Raw genomic sequence first — 25,896 nt, 5'->3', positions numbered from 1 at the left:
GCCCGCGCGGGGCGGGCCTTGATGACGGGCAGGGCGGCGATCAGCCGGCCATCTGCACCGGAATGTGACCACGCTGGTTCACGATGTTGTTCTTGCCATCGACGTACACCAGCTTGGGCTCGTAGCGGGCCAGTTCCAGTTCGGTGTATTGGGCGTAGCAGGCGATGATGAGCAGGTCGCCAGCGGCAGCCTTGCGCGCGGCGGCGCCATTGACCGAAATGATGCCGGATCCGCGCTCGGCGCTGATCGCGTAGGTCGAGAAGCGCTCGCCGTTGGTCACGTTGTAGATGTCGATCGCCTGATACTCGCGGATGTCCGCGGCGTCGAGCAGATTCTGGTCGATCGCACAGGAGCCCTCGTAGTGCAGCTCGGAATGCGTCGTCGTGACCCGGTGAAGCTTGGACTGAAGCATGGTGCGTTGCATATGGGCGCTCCTTCGATATCGCGCTGTTCAGACAACACGCGCACGCAAAGGCGTGCGCGACAGTGCGCTACTGGAACGCCACCGGCTTGAGCGCATCGTGGCGACCTACACTTCCAGATTGTCGATCAGGCGCGTCGTCCCGAGCAGGGCGGCGGCCACGATCACCAGACTGGATTCGTGAGCGGCCGGCGATTGTAAGTCGGCTTGTCGTCGCACCGCAATATATTGTGGAGACCAGCCACGGGCCTGGAGAAATGCCATGGCGTCGGCCTCGATCCGCGTGTAGTCACGGTTTCCGGCGCGCAATGCGTCGCGTGCGGCCACCAGAGCCTGATACAGCTGCACTGCCTGCGATCTTTCGGTCGCCGACAGGTAGCCGTTGCGCGAAGACAGCGCCAGACCGTCGTCGGCCCGCAGTGTTTCACCACCGACGATGGCGATTGGCAGTGCCATCTGCTGCACCAGCTGGCGGATCACCATCAGCTGCTGATAGTCCTTCTTGCCGAACAGGGCCACCTGCGGCTGCACGATGTTGAACAGCTTGGCCACCACGGTCGCCACGCCGGTGAAGAAACCGGGCCGGAAAGCGCCTTCGAGGATGTCGGCCAGCACCGGGTCCGGCACTACGCGCATCGTCTGTGGCTGCGGGTAGAGCTCGCTCTCCGACGGTGCGAACACGTGCGCCACCCCCGCCTCCTGCATGCGCGCGCAGTCGGCTTCCATCGTGCGCGGGTAGCGGTCGAAGTCCTCGTTCGGGCCGAACTGAAGCCGGTTTACGAACACGCTGGCCACCACCACGTCGGCGTGGTCGCGGCCCTGGCGCATCAGCGAGGCGTGGCCCTCGTGCAGATTGCCCATGGTGGGCACGAAGGCGATACGCGCGCCACGTGCGCGTTCTGCATCGAGCGCGGCGCGCAGGCCGGCGATGGTCGAGTGAATCTGCATCGGGGAGGCTCGCTGGATCAGTAGCAGTGTTCGGGGCCGGGGAAGCTGCGGTCCTTTACCGCGGCGACGTAACGGCTCAGTGCGTCATGCACGTCGTCGGCGCCCGGCATGAAGTTGCGCACGAAGCGCGGGCGGCGGCCCGGGAACAGGCCGAGCACATCGTGCAGCACCAGTACCTGGCCGCTGCAGTCGACGCCGGCACCGATGCCTATCGTGATCAGCTGCGTGCTCGTGGTCACTTCGGCGGCAAGGCGGGCCGGCACCATTTCGAGCACCATCATCGTCGCGCCCGCCTGTTCCAGTTCCTTTGCGTCCTGCAGCAGGCGGGCGGCAGCGGCGTCGGTCACACCCTGGGCGCGGTAGCCACCGAGCTGATGCACCGACTGCGGCGTCAGGCCGAGGTGGGCGCATACCGGCACGCCGCGCTCGACCAGGAAGCGCACGGTGTCGGCCATGTGGGCGCCGCCTTCGAGCTTCACCATCTGCGCGCCGGCGGTCATCAGCTGCACCGACGAGCGCATCGCCTGTTCGCGCGTCTCCTGATAGCTGCCGAAGGGCAGGTCGGTGATCAGGAAAGCACGGCCACCGACGTTGGCGAGGCCACGGGCGACGCAGCCGGTGTGATAGGCCATGTCGTTCAGCGTGACCGGCAGCGTCGTGTCGTGACCCTGCAGCACGTTGCCGAGCGAGTCGCCGACCAGCAGCACTTCGGCGCCGGCGGCATCGCACACGGCGGCGAAGGTCGAGTCGTAGCAGGTGAGCATGGCGATCGGCTCGGCGTTCGCACGCATGCGCAGCAGGGTGTTCAGCGTGACCGGGCGGCGCGCCGGGTCGGTGTCGCGCATATAGGTCATGAGGCGTATCCGAAAAATTCGCGGAAGGAGCGCATCTGGCCGAGCCGCTCGACCAGCAGCGCGAAGTCGTCGTCGCTGTCGACCGGGTTCAGTTCCTCGGCATTGACGATGAACAGCGGGCTGGCGTCGTACTGGTAGAAGAAGCGCGCATAGCGCTCGACCACGCGGGCAAGATAGCTTTCGCTGATGCGCCGTTCGGCGTCGAGGCCGCGCCTGCGCACGCGCTCGGCCAGCGTGTCGGCGTCGGCCTGCAGGTAGATCACCAGGTCCGGCGCCGGTGCCTGCAGTTTCAGCGAGGCGTAGATCTGCCGGTACAGCGCGTACTCGTCGTCGGTCAGGTTCATCGACGCGAACAGCGGGTCCTTGTCGATCAGGAAGTCGGCCACCAGACGGCCGGAGAACAGGTCGTCCTGCATCACCTCGCGCAGCTGTTCCATGCGCTGGAACAGGAAGAACAGCTGGGTCTGCAGCGCGTAGCGCTCCATGTTCTGGTAGAAGCGGCCGAGGAAGGGATTCTCTTCCGGCTTCTCGAACAGCGTCGGCGCCTGCAGGTGGTCCGCCAGCCGCCGGGCCAGCGAGGTCTTGCCCACACCTATGGGCCCTTCGACGACGATGTAGCGTGCCTTGTCCAGCATCGATGGGGAATTCCGGTCGGGGAAGCGGATCGGGAGATCAGCGGAAGATGAAATACACCGCGCCCAGCATACACAGCGCGGCCCACAGATAGTCAAGCTTGAGCGGTTCGTTCATGTAGAACACGGCGAAGGGCACGAATACGCTCAGCGTGATCACCTCCTGCATGATCTTGAGCTGGCCGAGTGACAGCTGCGTGTGGCCGATGCGGTTGGCCGGCACCTGCAGCAGGTACTCGAACAGTGCAATGCCCCAGGAGAACAGCGCGGCGTACCACCACGGGCGGTGGTTCAGGTCGCGCAGGTGGGCGTACCAGGCGAAGGTCATGAACACGTTCGACGCGACGAGCAGGCCGGCCGCCTGCGTCCACGCCGGCAACTGCGGCAGCATCACTCGGCCGCGGCCGCGCCGGCCGTCGGTTTGCGCCGCGGGCGGCGGCGTTTCTTCGGCGCTTCTTCCGGGCGCAGCATCGATTCGCGCGTCGGGCCGTCGGCGGCAGCGAAGTCGGTCCACCAGTCGGCCAGTTCCTGTTCGACCTCTCCGCTGCCCGCCCGCAGCAGCAGGAAGTCGTAGGCGGCGCGGAAGCGCGGCAGTTCGAGCAGGCGGTAGGGGCGCTTGCCGGCCCGCTGTTCGAAGCGTGGCTGCAGCAGCCAGATGTCCTTAATGTCGGTGGCGATGCGCCGCGTGATGGCGAGCTTCTCCGCCTGCTGGTCGAGCACTGCGCTCATCGCCTCGAACATCGCCGGAATCGACGGTTCGCCCGCCTGCTTGCGCTTCTCCCAGTCGGCCAGCACTTCGTGCCAGAGCAGCGTGGCGAACAGGAAGCCCGGCGATATCGATTTGCCTTCGCGCACGCGCTCGTCGGTGCGCTCCAGCGACAGCATGACGAAGCGCTCGCCCATCGGCTGTTCGAGGATGACGTCGAGCAGCGGCAGCAGGCCGTGGTGCAGGCCGTCCTCGCGCAGCTGGCGCACGCAGCGCACCGCGTGGCCGCTGGTCAGCAGCTTCAGCATTTCGTCGAACAGGCGGGCCGGCGGCACGTTTTCGAGCAGGCTGGCCATCGACCGTATCGGCTCGCGCGCGTCGGGGTCGATCACCAGACCGAGCTTGGCCGCCAGGCGCACCGCGCGCAGCATGCGCACCGGGTCTTCGCGGTAGCGGCGCGGCGCGTCGCCGATCATGCGCAGCGTCTTCTGCTTCAGATCGGCCACGCCGTGGTGGAAGTCGACGACGGTTTCGGTGGCCGGGTCGTAGTACAGCGCGTTGACCGTGAAGTCGCGGCGCGCGGCATCCTCTTCCATCGTGCCGAACACGTTGTCGTGCAGGATGCGGCCATGTTCGTCGGTCACCGCGTCGGAGTCGCCGCGGAAGGTGGTCACCTCGATGGTGTCGCGGCCGAACATGACATGCACGATCTTGAAGCGGCGGCCGATCATGCGTGCGCGGCGGAACACCGCGGTCACCTGTTCCGGCGTGGCGCTGGTGGCGACGTCGAAGTCCTTGGGTTCGATGCCGGCGATCAGGTCGCGCACCGCGCCGCCAACCACATAGGCCTGGTAGCCCTCGGCCTGCAGCGAATCGCACACCTTGCGCGCCGCCGGCAGCAGCTGTTCGCGCGCGATGCCGTGCTGTGCGCGCGGAATATGGACAGGGCCGCTGCTCGCGGCCTGCGTACGGGCGTTGTCTTCGGGGCGACGGAATATCCGGCGCAGCAACTTTCGGATCATCAGTAAGGGGACTTTCTGGCGTGACTCGGACCAGGGCGCGGCAGCGCCGGACGCGACATGTTAACGCATGCAGCGTGCGCCGGCCGCCTGTGTTGCACGGCAGGGCGCTCGCGGGCTACCATCCGCGCCCATGTCGCCCGCCCGCCCCCGTTTCCGCCTCGCCCTGATGCTCGCGCTGTTCGCAGTGTGCGCGCAGGCGCTGCTGCCCACGCTGATGCGCTGGCAGCAGTCGGCCGATCCGACCGGCATGGCGCAGATCTGTACCGCTTTCGGCATCGGATCGGCATCGGCCGCGGAACAGGGTGACGACGAAGGCGGCAAGGTCGGTCATTGCCCCTGGTGCGTCGCGCAATCGCTGCCGGTGCTGCCGACGCAAGCGGCGCATGCAGTGTTCGCGCTGCATGCCGAGCGGCAGGCGCCGCCGCCGGCGCTCTCTGCTGCCGTCACCGCCGCCACGCTGCTGGCGCCTTCCCCACGCGCTCCGCCTGCGCTCGCCTGATTCCCTCGCCTTCGTCCGCGTAACGGCCTGAGCGCCGTCGCGCGTTCCGTGTCGCCGTCCTGCGCCCGCGCGCGGCGCGACGCACTCCATTCGAAAGTACCGTCATGTTTCCGTCGTCCCATGCGACCGCGCCTGTGCGCGCGCGTCTCAAACGCATTCCGCTCGCCCTCGCCGCGCTGGCGGCCGCACCGGCTGTCTTCGCCGACAGCGCGCTGCAGTTGCCCGCCGTGCGCGTCGAGGCACGACGCATCGACACCGCTACGCTGCCCGGCATCGACGAAGCGCGCGCCGCGCTGGCGCTGACGCCGGGCGGCGCCGCCGTGATCGACGCCGCCAGCTTCCGCGACGCCCGTGTATCCACATTGCAGGACGCGCTCGGCTACAGCGCTGGCGTATTCGTGCAGCCGCGCTTCGGCTCCGAGGAATCGCGGCTGTCGATCCGCGGTTCCGGACTGCAGCGTACCTTCCACCTGCGCGGCATCAAGCTGATGCAGGACGGCGTGCCGATCAATCTGGCCGACGGCGGTGGCGATTTCCAGGTGCTGGAGCCGCTGGCCACGCGCTACATCGAAGTGTGGCGCGGCGCCAATGCACTGCAGTACGGATCGAGCACGCTGGGCGGGGCGATCAACTACGTGTCGCCGACCGGCCACGATGCGCCGGCACTGACGGTGCGCGCCGAGACCGGCGCCTTCGGCTACCTGCGCAGCCAGGTGGCTGGCGGCTTCGCGGCCGGGCGCGTCGACGGCTATTTCAGCGCGACCAGCTTCGCCCAGGACGGCTTCCGCGATCACGCCAGGCAGGACACGCAGCGCCTGGTCGGCAATATCGGCGTGCTGCTCGCGCCGTCGCTGGAGACGCGCTTCTTCGTGCAGGCCGCGCAGAGCGACTCGGAACTGCCGGGCAACCTGACGCGCCAGCAACTGCGTGACAATCCGCGCCAGGCGGCCGCCGGCAATGTTACCGGCAACCAGAAGCGCGACATCGATCTGTGGCGTGTGTCCAATCGCACCGTCTGGCAGGCGGCCGACGGTCTGCGTTTCGAGCTGTCGGCCTACTACGCCGACAAGGACCTGTTCCACCCGATCTTCCAGGTGCTCGACCAGCGCAGCAAGGACTTCGGTGCCGAACTGCGCATGGTGTCCGACGGCACGCTGGCCGGCCGGCCGAACCGCCTGGTCGCCGGCCTGGCGAGCTCGCGTGGCGACACCGACGACGACCGCTGGACAAACATCGGCGGCACGCGCGGCGCCCGCACCAACAAGCTCGACACGTCGGCACGCAATGTCGAGGCCTATGTCGAGGATCAGTTCACCTTCGTTCCAGGCTGGACCGCGGTAGTCGGAACGCAGTACACCAATGCGCGGCGACGCAGCCGCGACCTGTGCTTCACCGGCGGCCCGCTGGTCTGTGGCGGTGCCGACGAGAGCTTCAGCCGCTCCTACGAAGGCTGGAGTCCGAAGTTCGGCATCCGTCACAATCTGTCGCCGGCGGTGCAGCTGTTCGGCAACGTGTCGCGCAGTTTCGAGCCGCCGTCCTTCGGCGAGCTGACCGGCGGCGCCGCGGTGATCGATTCCTTGCGCGCGCAGCGTGCGACCACGTGGGAAGTGGGCGGCCGCGGCAGCTTCGGCTGGGGCGCGGTCGATCTGGCGCTCTACCGCGCAAAGGTGACCGACGAGCTGCTGGCCTACTCGCTGAACCTCGGTGGCACGCCGGTCAACACCACACTGAATGTGCCGCGCACGCTGCATCGTGGTATCGAGTTCGCCGCCAACGGCCAGTTCGGCGGCGGCTTCGAGTGGCGTCAGGCATTGCTCTACAACGACTTCCGCTTCGACGGCGACGCGCTGTTCGGCGACAACCGCCTGCCCGGCGTGCCGCGCACGCTGTTCCGCGGCGAACTGGGCTACCGCTTCTCGGCAGCGCCGGGCGGTCCGCTGAAGATCGCGGCCAGCGCCGAATGGTCGCCGCAGCGCTATGCGGTCGATATGGCGAATACCGAGTTCGCCGACGACTACGCCATCTTCGGCCTGCGCCTGCAGCAGCAGGTCGGCCGCCAGCTGTCGTGGTTCATCGAAGGACGCAACCTCGGTGACCGCCGCTACGCCGCGACCACGAATGTGGTGCGCGATTTCAGCGCGCTGGCCGCCGCCGCGCGCAACGTCTACCTGCCGGGGGACGGCCGTGCCGTCTATGCCGGCATCGAATGGAGGATGTAAGCATGAAGATCAGGATCTGCGCACTGGCGCTGCTGGCCGCACCCATCGTCGCCAGCGCACACGTCGTGCTCGAACAGCAGGTCGCGACGGCCGGCAGCTACTACAAGGGTGTGTTCCGCGTCGGCCACGGCTGCGAAGGTTCGGCCACCGTAGCACTGACGGTGACGCTGCCTGAACCGATGGCCAGCGTGAAACCGATGGTGAAGCCGGGCTGGACGGTCAGCACGCGCAGCGAGAAGCTGGCGCAGCCGCTGATGAATCACGGCAAGCCGGTCACCGAGGCCGTGGTCGAAGTGAGCTGGCGCGGCGGCCCGCTGGCCGACGCACACTACGACGAGTTCGCGCTGATGATGAAGCTGCCCGACGCGGCGGGACGGCGCTGGTTCAAGGTGATGCAGGTGTGCGAACAGGGCGTGAACGACTGGTCGCAGATTCCCGCCGAGGGGCAGACCACGCGCGATCTGAAGATGCCGGCTGCGGCGCTCGACATCCAGCCCGCCGCCGGTCACGTCCATCACTGATGTGCAGGCGGAAGGGCCGACGCGCGGCCCTTCGCGTCAGGCCTTGACCGGGCGCTTCAGCAGCTTGCGCTGCAGCGTCCGGCGATGCATTTTCAATGCGCGTGCGGTGGCGGAAATGTTGCCGTCGTGTTCCTTCAGCACGCGCTGGATGTGCTCCCACTCGAGGCGTCCGACCGACAGCGGCTCGGCATCGAGCATGTCATCGGCAGGTGCGCTGACCACGCAGTCGAAGGCCGACAGGATGGCGTCGACCTCGACCGGCTTGGCCAGATACTGGAAGGCGCCCAGCTTGATCGCATCGACCGCGGTGGCGATGCTCGCGTAACCGGTGAGCACGACGATGCGCAGTTCGGGGAGTGCATCGAGCAGCGGCCGGACGAGGGACAGGCCGGACGTGCCATTCAGGTTCAGGTCGAGCACGACGCGGGCGGGTTTTTGCCGCGCGGCCACGGCAAGCGCAGTGGCGGGGTCGGTACACCCGTGGGCGTCCAGCCCGCGCCGGCGCAGTGCATTCACCAGCACTGCGTTGAACGTTTCGTCATCGTCGATGACCAGTATCGATTCAGACATGAAGGCCTATGCGTGCGAGAGGCAGCCGGATCGTCGCCCGCGCGCCACCGGTCCGGGGGTTGTCCAATTCGAGCGTGCCGCCCATGCGCTCCAGGCTGGCGGTGGTCAGCAACAGGCCGATGCCGCTGCCCTGGGCGGCGTCACCGAAGGTTTGGCGTCCGGCCTTGCGCAGCACGTCGTCGGAGAAGCCCGGTCCGCAGTCGCGCACCTCGATGCGCACTTCCTCGGCATTCCAGTCGAGTGCCAGGTCGACCGGCGCGCCGGCGCGCAGCGCGTTGTCGAGTACGCTGACCACACCCTGGCCCAGCGTGGGCTCGATCACGATGAGCGGCGGCTCGCCGCTGCCCAGCAGCGTGAAGGTGGTGTCGCATTCACCGCGCAGGCTGCGCCATGCGGCGTGCAGGCCTTCCAGCCAGGCGTCGCAGCGCATCGACTCGGCGCCCTCGCTGCGCTGGTCGCCGGCCTGCTCGGTCAGGCGCGTGATGATGCGCTTGCAGTAGGCGATCTGTTCGCGCATCAGTTTCATGTCGGCCGCTGCGGTCGTATCCGCCGGCGTGTCGCGCTCCATCTCGCCGACCAGCACGGCCAGCGTGGCCAGCGGCGAACCGAGCTCGTGTGCGGCGCCCGCCGCCAGCGCGCCAAGTGCCAGCACGCGTTCGTCGCGATAGGTCTGTTCGCGCGCGCGCGCCAGTTCCGCGTCACGTCGACGCAGTGCATCGGTTGTGCGCATGACGAACCAGGCCAGCATGGCGGCCGACACGACGAAGGTGAGCCACATGCCGGACAGGTGCAGCGTCGTCGCGCGCCGGGCATCGCCCAGCTCGAGCGGGATGAACTGCACCATCAGCAGCGAATAGAGCAGGATGGCCAGTGCGGCGATCGTCAGTACCGCGCCGCGCGACAGCAGCAGTGCTGACAGCACCACCGGAAGCAGCAGCATGAACACCAGCGGATTGGTGGCGCCGCCGCTGAAATAGAGCAGCGAGGCGAAGGCGAGCAGGTCGATGCACAGCTGCAGCAGACAGCCGGTGGCATCCGGTGCACCGGCGCTGCGGTGCAACTGCCAGTGCATGAGACCGTTCCACAGGCCCACCGCGGCGAGAATGGCCAACATCGGCTGTTGCGGCAGCGGCAGGTCGAGCAGTCCGGGGGCGATGGCCAGCAGCAACAGCAGTGCGCCCAGCGCCCACCAGCGCGCCCTGATCAACCCTGGAAGCAGCCGGTCGTGCGGCCGCGCCGGCGTTTGCGCGGGCAGCGGTGCGGATGGCAAGGCAGTGCTGTGCGGGGGCATGCGTTCAGTCTATGGATTCGCTGCGGGTGCTTCAATCGATCTGCGTGCGTGTGCCGCCCGCGCTGACGGCGCCTGGTGCACACTCACCGCTTTCGACATGCCACGCTTCTGGACCGCATACAGCATGAAGCCCGCCCTGATTCGAAAGTCGTTGCCGCATGTGCTGATTGTGGCGCTGCTGATCGGCATCGTGATCGTCGGCAGCAGGCGCGACTTCATGGAGGACGCCGTGCCGCGCATGCTCGCGTCGCCGCCCTGCCGGCTGGATAGCGGCCCCTGCCGCGTGGCGCTCGACCGAGGAGGCTGGCTGGAGCTGACGGTGACGCCGCGCCCGGTTCCGGCCGGTACGCCTTTCGTCGCGTCGCTGGCGCTCAGCGATGTGGATGTCCGCCAGGTCGAGCTCGAGTTCGAGGGCGCCGACATGAATATGGGGCTGTTCAGGCAGGTGCTGGCGCCACGGCCGACCGGCGGCTTCGAGGCGAGCGTCACCCTGCCGATCTGCGCCACCGGCGCGATGCGCTGGCGGGCCCGCCTGGTTGTGCGCGCCGCCGGCGAAACGCTGATCGCGCCCTTCGACCTCATCACCGGCCATCTGCCCGCCGAGGGATCTGCGCGCGGCGATGCGCGACAACCCTCGTAACGACCCGGATCTCGCCGCCGCCCGACATTACTGAAAGCTCAGGTTGAGCGCGACATTGAGTGATCGCGCCCGACCGGGAACCGACATGCCCCAGGGGATGCCAGCGGTGGTCATCGAATTGCCCTGGCCGAGATAGGCGCCGCCCAGCGGCAGCAGGTAGAACCTGTTCAGCGCGTTCTCCAGCGCGAGGTCGAGGCGGCCGTTCTTCCACGCGAAGCTGCTGCGCAGGTTGAGCAGCGTATAGCCCGGGGTCTGCACCTCGTTCCTGACACGCGACACCTCGTCCTTGGCTGAAACCGAATGCACTTCGAGGGTGTTCGTCCACTGCTGCGAACGATGTTCCAGCGCGATCTTCGCGTGCAGCGGCATGATGTGATAGAGCTTGTCGCCGCTGCTGAGATTGCGGCCGTCTACGTAGCTCGCCATGCCGTTCAGATAGAGCTTGCCGATATCCGCATGCTGTGCGATCAGTGTCGAACCGGACACGTCGATGCCCTGCAGCATCGCCCGCTGATTCACGTACTGCAGGATGACGTAGCGGTCGTCGGCGTTGCTGTTGAGCGCATTGCACTGGGCGCTGAGCCCGCGCGGGCAGCGCTGCGCGTCGATGTAGTCGTCGACATAGGTGGCGTGGCCGGAAAGCTTGAAGTCCCAACGTTCCTTGCCTTCGTCGTGCCAGTGCGCGCTCGCACTCGCGGTGTAGGCCACTTCGGGCTTCAGGTCAGGGTTGCCGAGGTAGGCGTTGCCGTCGCCGACGAAGTTGTTCATCAGGGCGGCCATCGGAAAGCTGGACCACGGGTAAAGCTCGTACAGGCTGGGCGAGCGTGTCTTGCGCGCGATGCCGGCCTCGTAGTTCTGCCGTGCATCGGGCGTGTAACGCACAAGCGCGGTCAGGTCGAGATGGGTGTCGTTCCGGCTGCGATCGCGCTGGTTGAAGCGGGCGGCGTCGGCCGCATAGACATTGCTGTAGCCCTGCACGCTGTCCGCGTCCGCATGCACGAGACCGCCGCGGATGCCGAGCAGACTGAGCCAGGCAGCGTTCCAGCTGGTCTCCAGTTCGGAGAACACGCCGATGCGGTCGCGCTTGCCGTTGCGGATGTTCTGGAAATCGTCGCAGCACATGGCGCCTGGCGCGAGGCCGATCGGCGGCCACCAGTCGTCGAGCCGGTACTGCTGGAAGTCGGTACCGACGCGCAGCAGATGTTCAGGGCTCATCGGAATGCTGGCCTTCAGCAGGCCGCCCAGCGTGCTCGCGTCCGACTTCATCGGCATGAACATGCCGAAGAAGCGGTCCTGATTCAGATCCATGTGGTGCGCCACGGTCTGCCGGAACAGGCGCGCTTCGAGTTCGCCCCAGGCGTGCTGTCCGAGGTAGCGCAGGTTGAGGGTCCGGTTCACGTTCGACGGCGTGTTCTCCGCAATGACGTAGTTGCCAGGGTTCGCGGGATCCGGCCGGCTGAAGATCATGTCCATGCGCTGATTCGGAAAGCCCTGGTAGTCGAGCTTCTGTTCGCTGAAGGTCAGGTGAAGGACGCTGCTCGACGACCACGCGAGGCCCAGCCCGATCTCTCTGTTCTTCGATCCGCGATAGCCGCTCGATGCGACCTCGCGCTCCGCGACCGGGCGCTGACCGAGCTGCTTCCAGAAGCCTTCCTTCTTGAAATCACCCGCCGCCCGGTAGTTGTGGGACTCGCTGGCGGATTCGCTGTAGCGCACGTTCAGCTGTGTGCTGGCAATCGACAGGTCCACGCTGTGGCCGCGGGCGTTGCCATTGCTGCGGAAGAAGGTGCCGACCTTCGCTTCGGTCAGCGCTTCGCTGTCGGACGCGGCGAATTTCGGCCGTGCGGACCTGATCTGTATCGCGCCGCCTATGCTGTCGCCGCCCTCGCTGACCGGCGTGATGCCGGCGTAGACGGCCACCGTCTCGACCTTGCTCGGGTCTATCAGCGACAGCGCCGGATTCATGTGGTTGGGGCAGGCGGACATCAAATCCATGCCATCGACGGTGATCTTCAGACGCTCGTCGGCCAGGCCGCGGATCGACGGCAGGCTGGAAATGCCGCCCGCGCCGTAGGTCGACACGCCCGGAATGCCCTCCAGCAGCCGTGCCGTGTCGCTGCTGGTCGCGCGCAGCGCATTCAGCGCCGAGGAGGGCAGCGTCGTCACGCCGACTGGACTTTCGTCGCGCGCACTTTCGACCCGGATGGGGGCAAGCGGCGTCGGCGTTGACACGGCTTCGGACTGAGCGATGGCGCCGATCGGAAGCAGCGCGGGGCAGGAGCCCAACAGCAGGATCGCGAGGCGCGAATGCGGTCGCTGACGGGAAGAAGTCATGTGTGGGAGAAATGGCAGAAGGGCGGCGAGGTGGGGACCTCGCCGCCTTCCGGGTGGCCGCAGTGTCGGTCGACGACCTCGTCAGATCGTCCGGCGACGACGGGCGATGGCGCCGATCACGGTCAGGCCGGCCAGCATCAGGCCCCAGGTTTCGGGTTCCGGCACTGCGGCGGTAATGGTCTGCGAAAGCGGGTATCCACTCATCGTGCCCTCGGCGCCGTATCCGGCCACGCTGGTGCCGGTCATGCACACGGCACCCATCATGCCGCCGGCGGCGCAGTCGGCGTAGGCCAGCTTGTCGATCTGGGCCTGGGTCAGTGCAGCGAGCGGATCATCGGGAATGAAGATGAGTGCGTAGGCATTGCCCGGATTGGTGCGGGTGGCGGGAAAGCCGTAGTGGACGCCGCCGGCCGCGATACCCGACGCCGGCGACCAACCGTTGCCACCGGCGCCGGTCCAGAAGGTGTTGGTGCTGGCGTTCCTGAACGCGGCGGCGAAGGTGCCGCCGAGCGCCGCGTCGTACCACGACACCAGCTGATGATTGAGCGACAGCCAGGTCATTCCGCCGCCCATCATGCCGGTCATCGACTCGCTCAACTGACCTTGCAGATTCGTGACCGTGCGCGTCGCGGCGTCGTAGTCGAAGCTGCCGGTGAAAATGGTGTTGTTCGGCTGCGTGTCGGGTTCGTACCACGTGGTGACCACGTCGTAGCTGCTTGCGGCGTGGGCGACGGTCATGCCGGCCGACAGCGCGAGCGCGACGCCGAAATTCAGAAAGCGGTTCATGCTTCTCGTCCTCGTAGATGTCTGCAGTCGAAGCGAATGCAGGCGGATTTCAGGCGACGAGGGTCACTCAGGCATCGCAACGCGGACCTCGCGAGGTCACGCGCGTCGCCTCAGCTACGCAACGTCCGGGACGGGATTGTGCTGCATCGAAACCGCGGAATTTCAGGGTGCGACACTATGCCGCAGCGCTCCCGTCGCAACGGGATGGGGATGACTTCCGCATGAAATGAGAGGTGCGGAGATGCTCGACGGGCTGCGTAAGAAGTCCTTCGCAGCGACCATCGTCAATCTGTTGGGGAGGGCGCGCGAAGAGCGCTCAGCGCAGGCCTTCGAGCAGTTCGGCGACGCGTTCGAATTCGCTCGACTTGTCGAGGAAGTGATGAGCGCCCAACGCCAGACTGCGCGCGCGCATCGCCGCGGTGTTGCTGTTGGTCAGCACGATGGCGAGAAGGTCGGGGTGATTCAGCTTCAGGTGCTGCAGCACGCCGAAGCCGCTGCCTTCGCGCAACTGCAGGTCGACCACCACCGCGTCGAAGCGGCCGACACGCAAGGCGGTCAGCGCGTCGGCTTCAGTATCGACCTCGCCACAGACGACGACGCCCTCGCTGTCCTCGAGCAATGACACCAGGTGCTTGCGGATCAGCAGCGAGTCCTCGACCAGCAGCACGCGCAGCGGGCGTGAGCGGGCGAGCGGAGGAGTGGCGGACGACGGATGCGGTTGCACGGCTCTGTGCGCTTCGTAGTCGGTGGAGCGATAGGGATTGGATTGCGTGCCAAGTATCTCACCGCCTTGCGGCGCCGGATGTAGGTGCGAGCCGACAGACGTACTCATTCGATCAAACCATTCTTCAGCGCGTAGTAGGTCAGTTCCGCATTGCTCTTCAGGTTCAGCTTGGTGAGCAGACGGCTGCGGTAGGTGCTGACGCTCTTCACGCTGATGAACAGTTCGTCGGCAATTTCGGTGACCGACTTGCCGGTCGCCAGCTTGTGCAGCACCTGGAACTCGCGTTCCGACAGCTGCTGGTGGGCCGGGGCGTCGGCGTCGCCGCTGAGGCGCTGCGTCAGCAGGTCGGCGACGGTGTCGCTGACGTAGCGGCGGCCGCGCAGAACGGTGCGGATGGCGGTCAGGATGTCGTCGACGTCGGCATCCTTGCGGATATAGCCGTTGGCACCGGCGCGCAGCATGTTCAGCGCGTACTGTTCTTCGGCGTAGGCACTGATGATGAGCACCGGCAGATCGGCGCGGTGCGTGCGCAGCAGTCGCAGCGTGTCCATGCCGTCGCGGTCGGGCATCGAAATGTCGAGCAGCAGAACGTCGAAGTCCTGCTGGCGCAGCAGGGTGAGCGTTTCGGCACTGGTCGACGCTTCGGCGCCGACTTCGAGGTCGGCCTCGGCATTGATCAGCTGGCGCAGGCCGTTGCGCACGATCTGGTGGTCGTCAGCGAGAAGTACGCGTTTCTTTTGCATGATGGCGTGGTCGTCGTGGAAGCTGAGCGGATTATCCGCCTCAGCGCTTGAACAGTCCCACCACGAAGGAGGCGATTGTCAGCGCGAGGAAAACGAAGAACAGGATCTTGGCGATGCCGGCCGCGCTTGCGGCGAGGCCGCCGAAGCCGAACAATGCCGCGATCAGCGCAACGATGAAGAAGATAAGGGCATAGTGAAGCATGACAGCCTCCTTGATGAACAGGAACAGGGCCGGCACGGGCGGCGATGCCAGCGTGCGTGATCGAATCCTAGGCGGGGCGGCCAATGCGGGCTGTCGTCCGCGCCATGGCGGGGGCGTCGGACATGTCTGACGCGGAACGCTCTGTGAAGGCGGCGGCGCGGCATCGCGCCATCGTCGAAGGGTTGTCGCGCGCGGCGCGCAAAGCCGGTTCGGCGACCGACGGCGCGGAACGTCTGACCGACAGCGTGCTGATGCGGCTTGCGCGCTTCCGCTGGGGGGCGTTGCTGGTGGTGCTGATCGGAGTGGCTTTCGCCGCGGTGTCCGAAACCACCTTCCAGGGCATGCAGCGCGAACGCGAGGAGATCGACGCTTCGCGCCTGTCGCTGGCGGCGCTGAACAATCTGGTCTACGACAATGCGCAGGCGACGGCTACCGAGGCCCGTTACACCGAGGAGCCGTCGCCCGATCATCTTGCGCAGCATCTGGCTACGGTGCAGCGTCTCGCCGAGGCGGGCACCCACGTGCTCGGCTGGGCGGCGCGCCGGGGCATAGACGAGGAGCGCGTCGCCGTCGTCAAGCGCCTGACCGCGGCGGAATCCGAGGAGCTGAAGCGGCTTCGGGCGCTGCCGCAGAACGCGAGCCCGGTCGAAGTGATGGACGCCTTCCTGCCGCCGGTGGTCGACCAGAACGAACTGCGCGAAGCGCTCGAACCGCTGGTGCGTACCGAGCGCGCCTATCTGGAGGAGCAGATGACGCTGCTGGGCGAGGAAATCGAACGCCAGCGCGCGGCGGCCATCGTCGTCATCGCCATCGGCGTGCTGATGCTCATCCTGCTGTTGCGTGCCTATGCGATGCGCAGCCAGGCCGAAGCGCAGATCGCCGACCGCCTGCGGGCGGCGCGCGACGAGCTCGACGCGCTGGTGCGGGTGCGTACCGAAGAGCTGTCGGAACTGGCCAGCCACCTGCAGACCGAAGCCGAGCGGCAGAAATCGGCGCTGGCGCGCGAACTGCACGACGAGCTCGGTTCGATATTGACCGCCAGCCGGATGGAGGCTTCGATGCTGCTGCGCCGGGCGCGCAAGCAGGACAGTCCGGACGTCGAGTCGCTGTCGCGCGTCTGCGAAATCCTGGAGCAGGGCGTGCAGATCAAGCGGCGTGTGATCGAAGGGCTGGTGCCGACCGTGCTGACCCATCTGGGTCTGTTGCCTGCGCTCGAATCGCTGGCCGAGGAGACGCGGGCGTCGGCGCCGTTCGCGGTCGACCTGGTACTGCCGGAGGCGCTGGAGCTGGATCGGGACAGGGCGATCGCGATCTACCGCGTCGCGCAGGAAGCGCTGACGAACATCAGGAAGCACGCGCAGGCGACCGAAGTGCGCATCGCATTGACGGTCGAGGGGCCGACCGTCAGGCTGGAAATCCGCGACAACGGTGTCGGCATCGCCGCCGGTGCGCGCGGCAAGACCGGTTCGCATGGCCTGCTCGGCATGAAGTACCGCGCCGATGCGCTGGGCGGCCGCTTTGCCATCGGTCCGGCACCGGAGCACGGCACCTTGCTGGAATTCGCGCTGCCGCTGGCGTGAAGCCGACGCACCCCTGCGGGTGCGTCAGGCGAGGACCATATTGTCGCGGTGTATCAGTTCCGGTTCGTCGACGTAACCGAGCAGTGCCTCGATGTCGGCAGACGGGCGACGCGCGATGCGCCGGGTTTCCGACGCCGAGTAGTTGATCAGGCCGCGCGCCAGTTCCTTGCCCGCACTGTCGCGGCAGGCGACGACCGCGCCGCGTTCGAACTGTCCCTGCACCTCGGTCACGCCGATAGGCAGCAGGCTGCGACCCTCGCCGAGCGCCTTCACGGCACCTTCGTCGAGTATCAGCGTGCCGGCGAGCTGCAGGTGATCGGCCAGCCACTGCTTGCGCGCAGCCAGCGGCGTGTTGCCTGCTTTCAGGAAGGAGCCGAGCGCTTCGCCGCGCACCAGACGCAGCAGAACGTCGGGTTCGCGACCGCTGGCGATGACCGTGTCGGCACCGCTGCGCGCGGCGCGGCGGGCAGCGCGAACCTTGGTGATCATGCCGCCGCGCGAAATGCCGGTGCCGGCACCGCCGGCCATCGACTCGAAGCGCGGGTCGTCGGCTTCGCCTTCGCTGATCAGCGTGGCGGCCGGATCCTTGCGCGGGTCGGCAGTGTAGAGGCCGCTCTGGTCGGTCAGGATGACCAGGCAGTCCGCTTCGGTCAGGTTGGCGACCAGCGCACCCAGCGTGTCGTTGTCGCCGAACTTGATCTCTTCGTAGACGACGGTGTCGTTCTCGTTGATCACCGGCACCACGCCGAGCTCCATCAGCGTGGACAGCGTCGAGCGGGCATTCAGGTAACGGGTGCGATCGGCCAAGTCCTCGTGCGTCAGCAGGATCTGCGCGCTGGCCAGACCGTACTGCGAGAAGGCGCCTTCGTAGGCCTGAGCCAGACCCATCTGACCGACGGCGGCAGCGGCCTGCAGTTCGTGCATCGCGCTCGGCCGTGTGCTCCAGCCCAGGCGCTGCATGCCGGCCGCAATGGCACCCGACGACACCAGCAGCACTTCGCGCCCCTCGGCGCGCAATGCGGCGATCTGGCGCGCCCATTCCTGCAGCGCGCCGAGGTCCAGCCCGGCGCCGTTATTGGTGACCAGCGCGCTGCCGACCTTGACGATCAGCCGCTTCGCATTCTCAAGGCGCGTTCTCATCGTCCGCTCCATCGCCCGGTTCGCTGGCGTCCAGATTGCGCACGTCCGGCTCCGGCTCGGGCGGCGGACGGGTCGCTTCCACGTGATCCATGATGGCGTAGCACAGCGCATCGCAGCCCTGACGTGTCATCGCCGAAATGCTGAACGCTCGTTCGGCGCCGAAGGCCTCGACGAAATCACGCACACGCTGTTCGCGCTCTTCCTCGGGAATCAGGTCGATCTTGTTCAGCACCAGCCAGCGCGGCTTCTGGTACAGCGATTCATCGTAGCGACGGAGCTCCTCGACGATGGCGCGCGCGTCGTGCAGCGGATCGGCTTCCGGATCGAAGGGGGCCAGATCGACCAGATGCAGCAGCAGACGGGTGCGCTGCAGGTGGCGCAGGAACTGGTGGCCGAGACCGGCACCTTCGGCCGCACCTTCGATCAGGCCCGGAATGTCGGCGATGACGAAGCTGCGCGAGTCGTCGACCCGTACGACGCCGAGGTTGGGCGCGAGCGTGGTGAAGGGGTAGTCGGCGACCTTGGGGCGCGCGGCGGACACGGCGCGGATGAAAGTGGACTTGCCGGCATTCGGCATGCCGAGCAGGCCGACGTCCGCCAGCACCTTCAGTTCGAGCTTCAGTTCGCGTCGCTCGCCGGCTTCGCCAGGCGTGGTCTGGCGCGGCGCGCGGTTGGTACTCGACTTGAAATGCAGGTTGCCCAGACCGCCGCGGCCGCCTCTGGCGATCAGCGCGCGGGCACCGTCGTGGTCGAGGTCGGCGATCACTTCGCCGGTTGCCAGATCGGTGATCGTGGTGCCGACCGGCATGCGCAGTTCGCGATCGTCGCCGCCCTTGCCGTAGCAATCGGCGCCGCGACCGTTCTCGCCGCTTGCGGCGCGGAACATGCGCGTATAGCGGAAATCGATCAGCGTATTCAGGTTGCGGTCGGCGACCGCCCAGATGCTGCCGCCGCGGCCGCCGTCACCACCGTCCGGACCGCCGAACGGAATGAATTTTTCGCGGCGGAACGAGGCCGAGCCATTGCCGCCATCGCCGGCGATGACCTCTATCTTCGCTTCGTCAAAGAATTTCATTTCGCTTCACGCGTGCCTGGAGTGACTGGAGTATCGAATACGAGCCGGATGCCGCCGTGTACGCAGGCGGCAGAAACGAAAAGCCCTGCCTCGCGGGCAGGGCTTCGGTTCAGGCGAGCCGGAATCAGGCTGCAGCCGGAACGATGGTGACCACGCGACGGCGGTTTGCACCCTTGACGACGAACTGCACAACGCCGTCAATCTTGGCGAACAGCGTGTGGTCCTTGCCCATGCCGACGTTGTCGCCGGGGTGGAACTCGGTGCCGCGCTGACGCACGATGATGCTGCCTGCCGAAATCAGCTGACCGCCATAGCTCTTGACGCCAAGGCGCTTCGATTCTGAGTCGCGGCCGTTACGCGTACTGCCGCCGCCTTTTTTGTGTGCCATTTGATGCTCTCCTGGATACGCTCAGCCCTGCTCAGCGCATTTTTCAACATTCTCAGCCGTTGATGGCTTCGATGCGCAGTTCGGTGTAGTTCTGACGATGACCTTGATGCTTCTGGTAGTGCTTGCGACGGCGCATCTTGAAAATCGTCACTTTCTTGTGGCGCCCTTGAGTGAGCACCGTTGCACGAACGCTGGCACCGGCAACCAGGGGCGCACCGATCTTGACCGATTCGCCCTCACCGACCATCAGAATCTGGTCGATCACGATTTCCGAGCCCACATCCGCAGGTATCTGTTCTACCTTGATTTTTTCGCCAGCGGCAACGCGATACTGCTTGCCACCGGTTTTTATGACCGCGTACATGTGTAACCCCAGTAAGGTTTAAGGGAATCCACAACTATATCCGAGAGGCTGGCTTTTTGTCAAAGGCTGCGAAACATCAACGGCTTGACGGGTTTTCGCGCGCTGCTACCATCCGCGTTTTTCCGCGTCCGGCAGCACTTCCTTGTCTTCAATGAACCGTCTTTACAGCCTGATTGCGGACGACATGCGCGCGCTGGATGGCGTCATCCGCGAGCGCCTGCACTCGGACGTCGTGCTGGTGCGCCAGGTGGCCGAGTACATCATCGGTGCCGGCGGCAAGCGGCTGCGTCCTGCGCTGGTGCTGCTGACCTCGGGCGCCTGCGGCTATTCGGGGGCTCATCGCACCGAGCTGGCCGCCGTGGTCGAGTTCATCCATACCGCGACGCTGCTGCACGACGACGTGGTGGATGAATCGGAACTGCGCCGCGGCGCCAAGACCGCCAACGCCCTGTTCGGCAACGCGGCCTCGGTGCTGGTCGGCGACTTCCTCTACTCGCGCGCCTTCCAGATGATGGTGTCGGTCGGCAGCATGCGCGTGCAGGCCGTGCTGGCCGAGGCGACCAACATCATCGCCGAGGGCGAGGTGCTGCAGCTGCTGAACTGCCACGATGCGGATGTCGACGAAGACCGCTATCTGCAGGTCATCCGTTACAAGACCGCCAAGCTGTTCGAGGCGGCCAGCCGCCTCGGCGCCATGCTGGCCGGCGTCGATGCCGACGTCGAGGAGCGCTTTGCACGTTTCGGCATGCACCTGGGCACCGCCTTCCAGCTGGTCGACGACATCCTCGATTACTCGGGCGACGAAGGTTCGATCGGCAAGAACCTCGGCGACGACCTGGCCGAGGGCAAGCCGACGCTGCCGCTGATCCACGTGATGAAGAACGGTACGCCCGAGCAGGTTGCCGTCGTCCGGCATGCTATCGAGGAGGGCGGGCGCGACGACTGGGCTGACGTGCTGAAGGCGGTGGTGGACAGTGGCGCGCTCGAGATTGCCCGTGTTCGCGCGAGGGAGGAAGCAGAACTGGCGCGTGCGGAATTGGCCGGACTGCAGGCGAATGAATATCTGCAGAGCCTGCTCGATCTCGCAACGTTTGCAGTCGAGAGAAAGTTCTAGTAAAGTGCGCGCCTCGTTGCTTACGGCAACGGGCACGACGAGCTGCCTCGGTAGTTTGCTGTGAGGTTCGGGGAATAGCTCAGCCTGGTAGAGCACTGCGTTCGGGACGCAGGGGCCGGAGGTTCGAATCCTCTTTCCCCGACCAAGAATCCCGCGAAAAAGCCACCTTCCGAGGTGGCTTTTTTGTTTTCCGGACCTGCGCGTGCGGCAAGCCTTCTGTGGCTAACGTCGGAGTGCCGCCATTCGGCGAAACTCGCTCACGCAAATCCCTTCCTCGAGCGGGAGGGCATCATGCAATTCTCCGCGGTCGGGCCCTGTGCAATGCACGTTCACAGCGGTCGCTTTGTCGGACGCTTCTCGGGTCCAAGGCGTCGCAACGCTCAGCCCAGGTCGAAAAACCGCCCTGTTCGATGTAGCCTTGGCGACCCGGAACCAAACAGCCCTGCTCACTGCAATGCCGCATCCCTATACCGATCTGCCGGACACCGCCTTCTGGTCGCGCACCGCTGGCGTTCCCGGGTTCGACATGAGGCAGGTTTCGGCCGGGAATGACGGCTTCGTGATTCACGCGACGGACAGGATCGTGTCGGCGGGCAGTTGCTTTGCGCAGCACCTGGCTCGCCTCCTGCCGACGCGGGGCTTCAACTATCTGGTGACTGAAACCGGACCGGCAGACCGCCAGTTCGGCGTCTACCCGGCACGTTTCGGCAACATCTATACCGTTCGGCAGCTGCTTCAGCTGTTCGAGCGCGCCTACGGACTGTTCGCGCCTCGCGAGCACGTCTGGCGCTGGTGTGATGCCTACGTCGATCCGTTCCGGCCCAATGTCGAGCCGAATGGCTTTGCCACGCTCGATGATCTGCTTGCGGACCGCGTATCGCACCTGGCGGCGGTACGCCGGATGTTCGAGCAGTGCGATGTGTTCGTGTTTACGCTGGGGATGACCGAAGCATGGGTATCCGATGTCGATGGCGCCGTATTTCCACTGGCGCCCGGCGTGCACGGTGGGCCGGAAGGCGAATCGGACTGCCGCTTCCACAATTTTTCGGTACCGGAGATGGTGGATGACCTGCGGCGCCTGATCGGCAATCTGCGCCTGCTGAATCCATCGGTGAAACTGGTGCTGAGTGTGTCGCCGGTGTCCATTGCGGCCACCTACGAACCGCGTCATGTGCTGGTATCCAACAGCTACACCAAGGCGGCACTGCGCGTGGTGGCGGACATGGTGACGCGAGACGACGATCTGACTTCGTACTTTCCGTCCTATGAGTGCGTTGCCGGCCATCACACGATGGGGCGCTACTTTCAGGCAGACATGCGTCACGTGACCCCTGAGGGTGTGCGCGACGTGGTCGATTACTTCACCGGGCTTTACCTGGCCCAGGGCCCGGCCACCGAGATACCGGCGCGCGTATCGCCGGCCGCGCAGACCACCCGGTCGGAGCGTGACCAGTGGTACGAGGTGTGGTGTGACGAAGAGCAGCTGACTGCACCATGAGATTCGGCATCGTCGGCAATTGCCAGTCGCGCGGCCTGCTCGACTGCCTCGAGGCGCTTGCACCCGATCATCTGTTCGATGCGATACAGGTCGAGCAGCTGGAGGACGGTGACGAGGCGACGCTGGCGGCCGTGATGGCTCTGGCGAACGAGGTGGATGTGCTGTTCGCGCACCTGCCGGAGTATGCCGTTGCCAGCGCGGGGCCTCAGCAGGCCTTGCGGAACGCCTTGTCGCTGGCGCGTCCGCGTTCGGTGATCGCAATTCCCACGGTGGTGTTCGGCGGGTTTCATCCGGACAGCTGCGTGCTCCGCTGCAACGGCACCTATGTGCAGACTGTCGCTGCCCACTATCACTCGGCCATCGTCGCCGGTGCCTACCTCTGCAAGCTGCCCGCAACGCGCGTGCCTGCACTGTTCAATCGCTTTGTCTACGCCGGCCTCGGTTATGTGAGCGACTTCGCGCACCACAGACAGGCCTTGCTGGATAGTTTCTCGAATCTGGGGTTCGACGCCCGCTACATTTTTGCTGCCCGCCGCACCTTCATGCACTGCCCGAACCACCCGGCCGTGTCCGTCCTGTTCGAACTGGCAAAGCAGATGCTGGCCCGGGTGAACGTCGAACCTCTGGCGGTGCCGCCGCCGGAGGACTGGCTGCTGAAGTACTCCCTGCTGTGGCCGGTCTATCCTGGCTTGCCCGGATCCACGCATGGCGAGTGTGACGAAGTGAAGCCTGCCGAAGCGCTGCGGCTTATCCATAGCGAGCGGGTGATCTCCTGGGGGGAGCTGATTGAAAGCAGCTACGCGTGCTACGCCGAAAATCGCCTGGAAAGTGCCGACTGGGTTTCCCCGGCCATCGAGCGGGCGGCTCGATTCCTCAGTGAGCACGTCCGCCCGTGAACAATGCGCCGGCCACTGACCGATTGCGCCGGTGTGCGACGCCTGCCCGGTGAGGGCAGGACCTCGATGCGCCCGCCCTCCGGATACTCGACGACACACGCATGAACATCTATCACGCGGACATCCAGATCGCCGCCGCCCGCTATCTGGGATGGATGCCGGATTACATCGCCGTCACGGACGACGACATCGCGGTATCCGGGTGGGCGCTGTCGATCTGGAACGAACCGGCGCAGCTGCGCTTCCTGATCAACGGTGCAGATTTCGATCAGGTCGATCGCGCGCTTGCATCGCCGGACCTGCTGGCGCCGTTCGCGCACATCCCGCATGCGGTGAACTCGCGCTTCTTCTGCAGGCATCGCCGCGACGGCAGGCCGGACCTGTTTGCCGACGGCTTCATCCGCCTGAACGTGACCGGCCCGTTCGGCGAACACAGGCTGTCGTACCGCACCGCGTGGTATCTGGCCGACCCCGCGCGCGAGCCCGACATGCCGTCGCCAGCGCAGATCGAACGCGTCATCGGCACGGGCAACTTGCAGATATTCCGGCTGGGCGGCGCCACCATCGCCAAGCACGTCGAGCAACTGCTGCTTGAGCGTTTCGACCGCTCCATCGGCTCCTTCCAGGCCATCCTCGACTGGGGGTGTGGCGCGGGACGGCTGAGCCGCTACCTGTCGCTGCTGTCGCCGTCGGTGACCGGCATAGACATCGATGCCGACAACGTTGCATGCTGTGACCGCACGCTGCCCGGTGCCCGCTTCGTCCACATCGACCTGATGCCGCCCACGCCCTTTGCGGATGGCGCGTTCGATCTGGTGATCGGGCTGTCGGTGCTTACCCACCTCGACGAGCCGGTGCAGGATGCCTGGCTGGCGGAGCTGCGTCGCATCACGCGTCCCGGCGCGCTGCTCCTGCTGTCGGTCCAGGGGCTGGCGCAGATGGTGTTCTTCGATACGCCGCCCACGCTGAATCTCGAAGCGCATCGCAGGGGCATACTGGATACCGGTGCCAACGACCAGTTGCAGGCCGTGCTCGACCATCCTTCGTACTACCGCAACGTGATGCATTCGCCCGACTACATCATGACCCGGTGGTCGCGCTGGTTCGATGTGCTGGACATCATCCCCGCCATGGCCGGCACACAGGACCTCGTGCTGCTCCGGCGACGCGCGGACTGAAAGGAAAGTACATGCATCCGAGCGCGATGGAGAACGGCAGGCTGTTCTTTGAGACCTATGTCGACGCCAGCGCACCGGCGCTGATACTCGACATCGGTTCGCAGGACGTCAACGGCTCGCTGCGACAGCTGGCGCCGCCCGGCGCACGCTATGTGGGGCTGGACTTCGCCGCCGGTCGCGGGGTGGACGTGGTACTCGACGACCCCTATCGGCTGCCGTTCGACGACGGCGTCGCAGACGTGGTGGTGAGCAGTTCGTGTTTCGAACATGTCGACATGTTCTGGCTCACTTTCAACGAAGTGCTGCGCGTGCTCAAACCGGATGGACTGTTCTACCTGAACGCGCCGTCGAACGGCGAATTCCACCGCTATCCGGTCGACTGCTGGCGCTTCTATCCGGATGCAGGCGAGGCGCTCGTACGCTGGGGGACACGGTCAGGCTATCGACCGGCACTGCTGGAATCGTTCACCACCTATCAGCATCTCGATATCTGGAATGACTTCGTCGCCATCTTCGTCAAGGATGAGGACTGTGTGGCGCGTTACCCGGCGCGCATGCTCGATCGCATCGAGCGCTACATGAATGGTCGCCGCTACGGCACCGAAGGCATCCTGAATCTCCACGCGGCGACCGAAGACGGAGCCCGCCTGCACGCCCTCACCGGTCACGCCAAGCCGCAGCAGTGACGCTCAGCCCACCTTGCGCAGCCACAGGCTGGCGCCGGTGTTGCGCAGGCACAAGGGCATCCGGGTTTCGAAGAAGCTGCGGTGGAAGTGCGACATGAAAGTGTTCATCAGCAGCACCTGGAAACGGTCGTTGTGCTGCAGGAAGGCGCGCACCATGTAGGCCTCGTTCCAGGCACGACCTTCGTAGATCCATTCCTTCGGATATTCGAAGGGATAGAAGATGTCGTGCAGATGGATCACGACACCCGGCGCCAGCGCCGGAAAGATATCGAACAGCAGGCGATTGACGTCGCTGCCCACCTTGCCGACATGCGTCGAGTCGATGAACAGCACGTCGTTCTCTTCAAGCTGCCTGAACACGTCGATACCGACGTCCTGCAGCGGGCTGGCGATGATCGTGGAACGGGCCGCATCGTCGGGGCTGATCAGGGACTGCAGCAATTGCGGGAAGGGATCGATGAAGGTGGTGTGCAGCGTGCGACCCAGAAAGTACTGGTTCGTATCGAGCGTCACGCATGACGAGTAACCGGAGCCGACTTCGACCAGCCGTCGCGGCGCCAGCGTGCGCAGCATGCAATGCAGCATGATCGCGTCGGAATGGCCGTAGGCCGGATTCAGGTAGTGATAGCGCAGTCCGGGCGTGGGCTGGTCGGCGAACGGGAGGGTGGAGTACAGCAGCGCAAAGCGCTCCAGCAGGGCCAACTGCGCGGTCTCACGCATGTCGATGCCAGGCAGTTCGCGCGGCACGGTACCGAACAGGCGGTCCTCGTTGCGCCGCAGCTCCTGCGGATCGGGGTAGGGCGAATAGAAGTGCCCGGACGGAAACAACTCGGGGACGACAACGGGGGGCTGCTTCATCGCGTGA

The 25,896-nt window shown here is 65.9% G+C and carries 28 protein-coding genes and 1 tRNA gene; 11 read left to right on the top strand and 18 right to left on the bottom strand.

The genetic code is table 11. The annotated features are described in order from the left end of the window. Positions 1–40: 40 nt before the first annotated feature. The 6 genes from panD to pcnB all read right to left on the bottom strand — a co-directional run bounded on the left by panD (position 41) and on the right by pcnB (position 4,583). Positions 41–424 carry an aspartate 1-decarboxylase gene (panD, locus tag WJU27_RS10365; RefSeq protein WP_019919247.1) on the bottom strand — a complete coding sequence of 128 codons (384 nt, stop codon included), beginning with the start codon at positions 422–424 and terminating at the stop codon, positions 41–43. Between the two features lie 105 nt (positions 425–529). Then, complete coding sequence (gene panC / locus WJU27_RS10360) at positions 530–1,369, bottom strand: pantoate--beta-alanine ligase (RefSeq protein ID WP_341422067.1); 840 nt, start codon at positions 1,367–1,369, stop codon at positions 530–532. Positions 1,370–1,386: 17 nt separating this feature from the next. Further along, a complete protein-coding gene (gene panB, locus WJU27_RS10355) occupies positions 1,387–2,223 on the bottom strand; it encodes a 3-methyl-2-oxobutanoate hydroxymethyltransferase (protein ID WP_296809708.1) in 837 nt (278 codons plus the stop codon). Continuing rightward, a complete protein-coding gene (locus WJU27_RS10350) occupies positions 2,220–2,858 on the bottom strand; it encodes a deoxynucleoside kinase (protein WP_019919244.1) in 639 nt (212 codons plus the stop codon). The genes panB and WJU27_RS10350 overlap by 4 nt, the downstream gene beginning before the upstream one ends. A 37-nt stretch (positions 2,859–2,895) precedes the next feature. Beyond that, on the bottom strand, positions 2,896–3,246 hold the full coding sequence (locus WJU27_RS10345) for a DMT family protein (protein WP_019919243.1): 351 nt from the start codon (positions 3,244–3,246) through the stop codon (positions 2,896–2,898). Beyond that, positions 3,246–4,583, bottom strand: a complete 1,338-nt coding sequence (pcnB, locus tag WJU27_RS10340) for a polynucleotide adenylyltransferase PcnB (protein ID WP_029143574.1) — start codon at positions 4,581–4,583, stop codon at positions 3,246–3,248. Before pcnB ends, WJU27_RS10345 begins: the two co-directional genes overlap by 1 nt. 130 nt (positions 4,584–4,713) lie before the next feature. Here pcnB and WJU27_RS10335 point away from each other — a divergent pair, with 130 nt between their 5' ends. The 3 genes from WJU27_RS10335 to WJU27_RS10325 all read left to right on the top strand — a co-directional run bounded on the left by WJU27_RS10335 (position 4,714) and on the right by WJU27_RS10325 (position 7,822). Then, positions 4,714–5,082, top strand: coding sequence for a DUF2946 family protein (locus WJU27_RS10335; protein WP_020163816.1), 369 nt, complete (start codon positions 4,714–4,716; stop codon positions 5,080–5,082). Positions 5,083–5,186: 104 nt separating this feature from the next. Then, entirely contained in the window at positions 5,187–7,301 is a 2,115-nt protein-coding gene (locus tag WJU27_RS10330; RefSeq protein WP_341422066.1) for a TonB-dependent receptor family protein, read from the top strand. A 2-nt stretch (positions 7,302–7,303) separates the two neighbouring features. Further along, complete coding sequence (locus tag WJU27_RS10325) at positions 7,304–7,822, top strand: YcnI family copper-binding membrane protein (protein ID WP_020163818.1); 519 nt, start codon at positions 7,304–7,306, stop codon at positions 7,820–7,822. Between the two features lie 36 nt (positions 7,823–7,858). On the opposite strand, the gene WJU27_RS10320 is transcribed toward WJU27_RS10325, so the two are convergent. Together WJU27_RS10320 and WJU27_RS10315 are read right to left on the bottom strand one after the other, a co-directional pair. Beyond that, complete coding sequence (locus WJU27_RS10320) at positions 7,859–8,392, bottom strand: response regulator transcription factor (protein ID WP_296809715.1); 534 nt, start codon at positions 8,390–8,392, stop codon at positions 7,859–7,861. Then, positions 8,385–9,683: a sensor histidine kinase gene (locus WJU27_RS10315; protein WP_341422065.1), complete on the bottom strand. Its 1,299-nt coding sequence runs from the start codon at positions 9,681–9,683 to the stop codon at positions 8,385–8,387. Before WJU27_RS10315 ends, WJU27_RS10320 begins: the two co-directional genes overlap by 8 nt. Positions 9,684–9,807: 124 nt before the next feature. On the opposite strand from WJU27_RS10315, the gene WJU27_RS10310 reads away from it, so the two are divergent. Next, positions 9,808–10,323 (top strand): hypothetical protein, encoded by a 516-nt coding sequence (locus WJU27_RS10310; RefSeq protein ID WP_341422064.1) that lies wholly within the window; start codon positions 9,808–9,810, stop codon positions 10,321–10,323. Positions 10,324–10,350: 27 nt separating this feature from the next. Here WJU27_RS10310 and WJU27_RS10305 read toward each other — a convergent pair whose 3' ends face one another. The 5 genes from WJU27_RS10305 to WJU27_RS10285 all read right to left on the bottom strand — a co-directional run bounded on the left by WJU27_RS10305 (position 10,351) and on the right by WJU27_RS10285 (position 15,112). Then, complete coding sequence (locus WJU27_RS10305) at positions 10,351–12,657, bottom strand: TonB-dependent receptor (protein WP_341422063.1); 2,307 nt, start codon at positions 12,655–12,657, stop codon at positions 10,351–10,353. Between the two features lie 81 nt (positions 12,658–12,738). Continuing rightward, the gene (locus tag WJU27_RS10300; RefSeq protein ID WP_341422062.1) at positions 12,739–13,443 is read right to left on the bottom strand and encodes a PEP-CTERM sorting domain-containing protein; all 705 of its coding nucleotides are present in this window, start codon (positions 13,441–13,443) and stop codon (positions 12,739–12,741) included. 316 nt (positions 13,444–13,759) lie between these two features. Next, positions 13,760–14,275 carry a response regulator gene (locus WJU27_RS10295; protein WP_232415974.1) on the bottom strand — a complete coding sequence of 172 codons (516 nt, stop codon included), beginning with the start codon at positions 14,273–14,275 and terminating at the stop codon, positions 13,760–13,762. Then, complete coding sequence (locus tag WJU27_RS10290; protein ID WP_019919231.1) at positions 14,272–14,910, bottom strand: response regulator; 639 nt, start codon at positions 14,908–14,910, stop codon at positions 14,272–14,274. The genes WJU27_RS10295 and WJU27_RS10290 overlap by 4 nt, the downstream gene beginning before the upstream one ends. 40 nt (positions 14,911–14,950) lie before the next feature. Then, positions 14,951–15,112, bottom strand: a complete 162-nt coding sequence (locus WJU27_RS10285) for a DUF1328 domain-containing protein (RefSeq protein ID WP_024300587.1) — start codon at positions 15,110–15,112, stop codon at positions 14,951–14,953. A 122-nt stretch (positions 15,113–15,234) separates the two neighbouring features. On the opposite strand from WJU27_RS10285, the gene WJU27_RS10280 reads away from it, so the two are divergent. After that, positions 15,235–16,692: a sensor histidine kinase gene (locus tag WJU27_RS10280; protein WP_020163827.1), complete on the top strand. Its 1,458-nt coding sequence runs from the start codon at positions 15,235–15,237 to the stop codon at positions 16,690–16,692. Between the two features lie 24 nt (positions 16,693–16,716). Here WJU27_RS10280 and proB read toward each other — a convergent pair whose 3' ends face one another. The 4 genes from proB to rplU form a co-directional block, all read right to left on the bottom strand. Further along, on the bottom strand, positions 16,717–17,832 hold the full coding sequence (proB, locus tag WJU27_RS10275; protein WP_020163828.1) for a glutamate 5-kinase: 1,116 nt from the start codon (positions 17,830–17,832) through the stop codon (positions 16,717–16,719). Continuing rightward, positions 17,816–18,907: an Obg family GTPase CgtA gene (cgtA, locus tag WJU27_RS10270; RefSeq protein ID WP_020163829.1), complete on the bottom strand. Its 1,092-nt coding sequence runs from the start codon at positions 18,905–18,907 to the stop codon at positions 17,816–17,818. The genes proB and cgtA overlap by 17 nt, the downstream gene beginning before the upstream one ends. Before the next feature lie 124 nt (positions 18,908–19,031). Continuing rightward, complete coding sequence (gene rpmA / locus WJU27_RS10265) at positions 19,032–19,295, bottom strand: 50S ribosomal protein L27 (RefSeq protein WP_008057943.1); 264 nt, start codon at positions 19,293–19,295, stop codon at positions 19,032–19,034. A 52-nt stretch (positions 19,296–19,347) separates the two neighbouring features. Further along, complete coding sequence (gene rplU, locus WJU27_RS10260; RefSeq protein WP_019919226.1) at positions 19,348–19,659, bottom strand: 50S ribosomal protein L21; 312 nt, start codon at positions 19,657–19,659, stop codon at positions 19,348–19,350. A 151-nt stretch (positions 19,660–19,810) separates the two neighbouring features. Between rplU and WJU27_RS10255 the strand changes: the two genes are divergently transcribed. The 6 genes from WJU27_RS10255 to WJU27_RS10230 all read left to right on the top strand — a co-directional run bounded on the left by WJU27_RS10255 (position 19,811) and on the right by WJU27_RS10230 (position 25,031). Then, on the top strand, positions 19,811–20,773 hold the full coding sequence (locus tag WJU27_RS10255) for a polyprenyl synthetase family protein (protein WP_020163830.1): 963 nt from the start codon (positions 19,811–19,813) through the stop codon (positions 20,771–20,773). 68 nt (positions 20,774–20,841) lie between these two features. Next, positions 20,842–20,918 (top strand) — tRNA-Pro (locus tag WJU27_RS10250). 198 nt (positions 20,919–21,116) lie between these two features. After that, positions 21,117–22,271: a GSCFA domain-containing protein gene (locus tag WJU27_RS10245; protein WP_341422061.1), complete on the top strand. Its 1,155-nt coding sequence runs from the start codon at positions 21,117–21,119 to the stop codon at positions 22,269–22,271. Then, positions 22,268–23,167, top strand: coding sequence for a WcbI family polysaccharide biosynthesis putative acetyltransferase (locus WJU27_RS10240; RefSeq protein WP_341422060.1), 900 nt, complete (start codon positions 22,268–22,270; stop codon positions 23,165–23,167). The genes WJU27_RS10245 and WJU27_RS10240 overlap by 4 nt, the downstream gene beginning before the upstream one ends. 101 nt (positions 23,168–23,268) lie before the next feature. Next, positions 23,269–24,345 carry a class I SAM-dependent methyltransferase gene (locus tag WJU27_RS10235; RefSeq protein ID WP_341422059.1) on the top strand — a complete coding sequence of 359 codons (1,077 nt, stop codon included), beginning with the start codon at positions 23,269–23,271 and terminating at the stop codon, positions 24,343–24,345. Positions 24,346–24,356: 11 nt separating this feature from the next. Then, positions 24,357–25,031, top strand: coding sequence for a class I SAM-dependent methyltransferase (locus WJU27_RS10230; RefSeq protein WP_341422058.1), 675 nt, complete (start codon positions 24,357–24,359; stop codon positions 25,029–25,031). 3 nt (positions 25,032–25,034) lie between these two features. On the opposite strand, the gene WJU27_RS10225 is transcribed toward WJU27_RS10230, so the two are convergent. Further along, the gene (locus tag WJU27_RS10225; protein WP_341422057.1) at positions 25,035–25,889 is read right to left on the bottom strand and encodes a class I SAM-dependent methyltransferase; all 855 of its coding nucleotides are present in this window, start codon (positions 25,887–25,889) and stop codon (positions 25,035–25,037) included. Positions 25,890–25,896: the final 7 nt, after the last annotated feature.

The sequence above is a fragment of the Methyloversatilis sp. NSM2 genome (genome assembly GCF_038066675.1).
Lineage (GTDB): Bacteria > Pseudomonadota > Gammaproteobacteria > Burkholderiales > Rhodocyclaceae > Methyloversatilis > Methyloversatilis discipulorum_A.
The sequence above is the reverse complement of the archived record's forward strand: the minus strand, read 5'-3'. Positions and strand labels throughout refer to the sequence as shown.

Coding starts and splice junctions, on each gene's coding strand:
- panD (WP_019919247.1), bottom strand. CDS start 424: ATGCAACGCACCATGCTTCAGTCCAAGCTTCACCGGGTCACGACGACG.
- panC (WP_341422067.1), bottom strand. CDS start 1,369: ATGCAGATTCACTCGACCATCGCCGGCCTGCGCGCCGCGCTCGATGCA.
- panB (WP_296809708.1), bottom strand. CDS start 2,223: ATGACCTATATGCGCGACACCGACCCGGCGCGCCGCCCGGTCACGCTG.
- WJU27_RS10350 (WP_019919244.1), bottom strand. CDS start 2,858: ATGCTGGACAAGGCACGCTACATCGTCGTCGAAGGGCCCATAGGTGTG.
- WJU27_RS10345 (WP_019919243.1), bottom strand. CDS start 3,246: ATGCTGCCGCAGTTGCCGGCGTGGACGCAGGCGGCCGGCCTGCTCGTC.
- pcnB (WP_029143574.1), bottom strand. CDS start 4,583: ATGATCCGAAAGTTGCTGCGCCGGATATTCCGTCGCCCCGAAGACAAC.
- WJU27_RS10335 (WP_020163816.1), top strand. CDS start 4,714: ATGTCGCCCGCCCGCCCCCGTTTCCGCCTCGCCCTGATGCTCGCGCTG.
- WJU27_RS10330 (WP_341422066.1), top strand. CDS start 5,187: ATGTTTCCGTCGTCCCATGCGACCGCGCCTGTGCGCGCGCGTCTCAAA.
- WJU27_RS10325 (WP_020163818.1), top strand. CDS start 7,304: ATGAAGATCAGGATCTGCGCACTGGCGCTGCTGGCCGCACCCATCGTC.
- WJU27_RS10320 (WP_296809715.1), bottom strand. CDS start 8,392: ATGTCTGAATCGATACTGGTCATCGACGATGACGAAACGTTCAACGCA.
- WJU27_RS10315 (WP_341422065.1), bottom strand. CDS start 9,683: ATGCCCCCGCACAGCACTGCCTTGCCATCCGCACCGCTGCCCGCGCAA.
- WJU27_RS10310 (WP_341422064.1), top strand. CDS start 9,808: ATGAAGCCCGCCCTGATTCGAAAGTCGTTGCCGCATGTGCTGATTGTG.
- WJU27_RS10305 (WP_341422063.1), bottom strand. CDS start 12,657: ATGACTTCTTCCCGTCAGCGACCGCATTCGCGCCTCGCGATCCTGCTG.
- WJU27_RS10300 (WP_341422062.1), bottom strand. CDS start 13,443: ATGAACCGCTTTCTGAATTTCGGCGTCGCGCTCGCGCTGTCGGCCGGC.
- WJU27_RS10295 (WP_232415974.1), bottom strand. CDS start 14,275: ATGAGTACGTCTGTCGGCTCGCACCTACATCCGGCGCCGCAAGGCGGT.
- WJU27_RS10290 (WP_019919231.1), bottom strand. CDS start 14,910: ATGCAAAAGAAACGCGTACTTCTCGCTGACGACCACCAGATCGTGCGC.
- WJU27_RS10285 (WP_024300587.1), bottom strand. CDS start 15,112: ATGCTTCACTATGCCCTTATCTTCTTCATCGTTGCGCTGATCGCGGCA.
- WJU27_RS10280 (WP_020163827.1), top strand. CDS start 15,235: ATGTCTGACGCGGAACGCTCTGTGAAGGCGGCGGCGCGGCATCGCGCC.
- proB (WP_020163828.1), bottom strand. CDS start 17,832: ATGAGAACGCGCCTTGAGAATGCGAAGCGGCTGATCGTCAAGGTCGGC.
- cgtA (WP_020163829.1), bottom strand. CDS start 18,907: ATGAAATTCTTTGACGAAGCGAAGATAGAGGTCATCGCCGGCGATGGC.
- rpmA (WP_008057943.1), bottom strand. CDS start 19,295: ATGGCACACAAAAAAGGCGGCGGCAGTACGCGTAACGGCCGCGACTCA.
- rplU (WP_019919226.1), bottom strand. CDS start 19,659: ATGTACGCGGTCATAAAAACCGGTGGCAAGCAGTATCGCGTTGCCGCT.
- WJU27_RS10255 (WP_020163830.1), top strand. CDS start 19,811: ATGAACCGTCTTTACAGCCTGATTGCGGACGACATGCGCGCGCTGGAT.
- WJU27_RS10240 (WP_341422060.1), top strand. CDS start 22,268: ATGAGATTCGGCATCGTCGGCAATTGCCAGTCGCGCGGCCTGCTCGAC.
- WJU27_RS10235 (WP_341422059.1), top strand. CDS start 23,269: ATGAACATCTATCACGCGGACATCCAGATCGCCGCCGCCCGCTATCTG.
- WJU27_RS10230 (WP_341422058.1), top strand. CDS start 24,357: ATGCATCCGAGCGCGATGGAGAACGGCAGGCTGTTCTTTGAGACCTAT.
- WJU27_RS10225 (WP_341422057.1), bottom strand. CDS start 25,889: ATGAAGCAGCCCCCCGTTGTCGTCCCCGAGTTGTTTCCGTCCGGGCAC.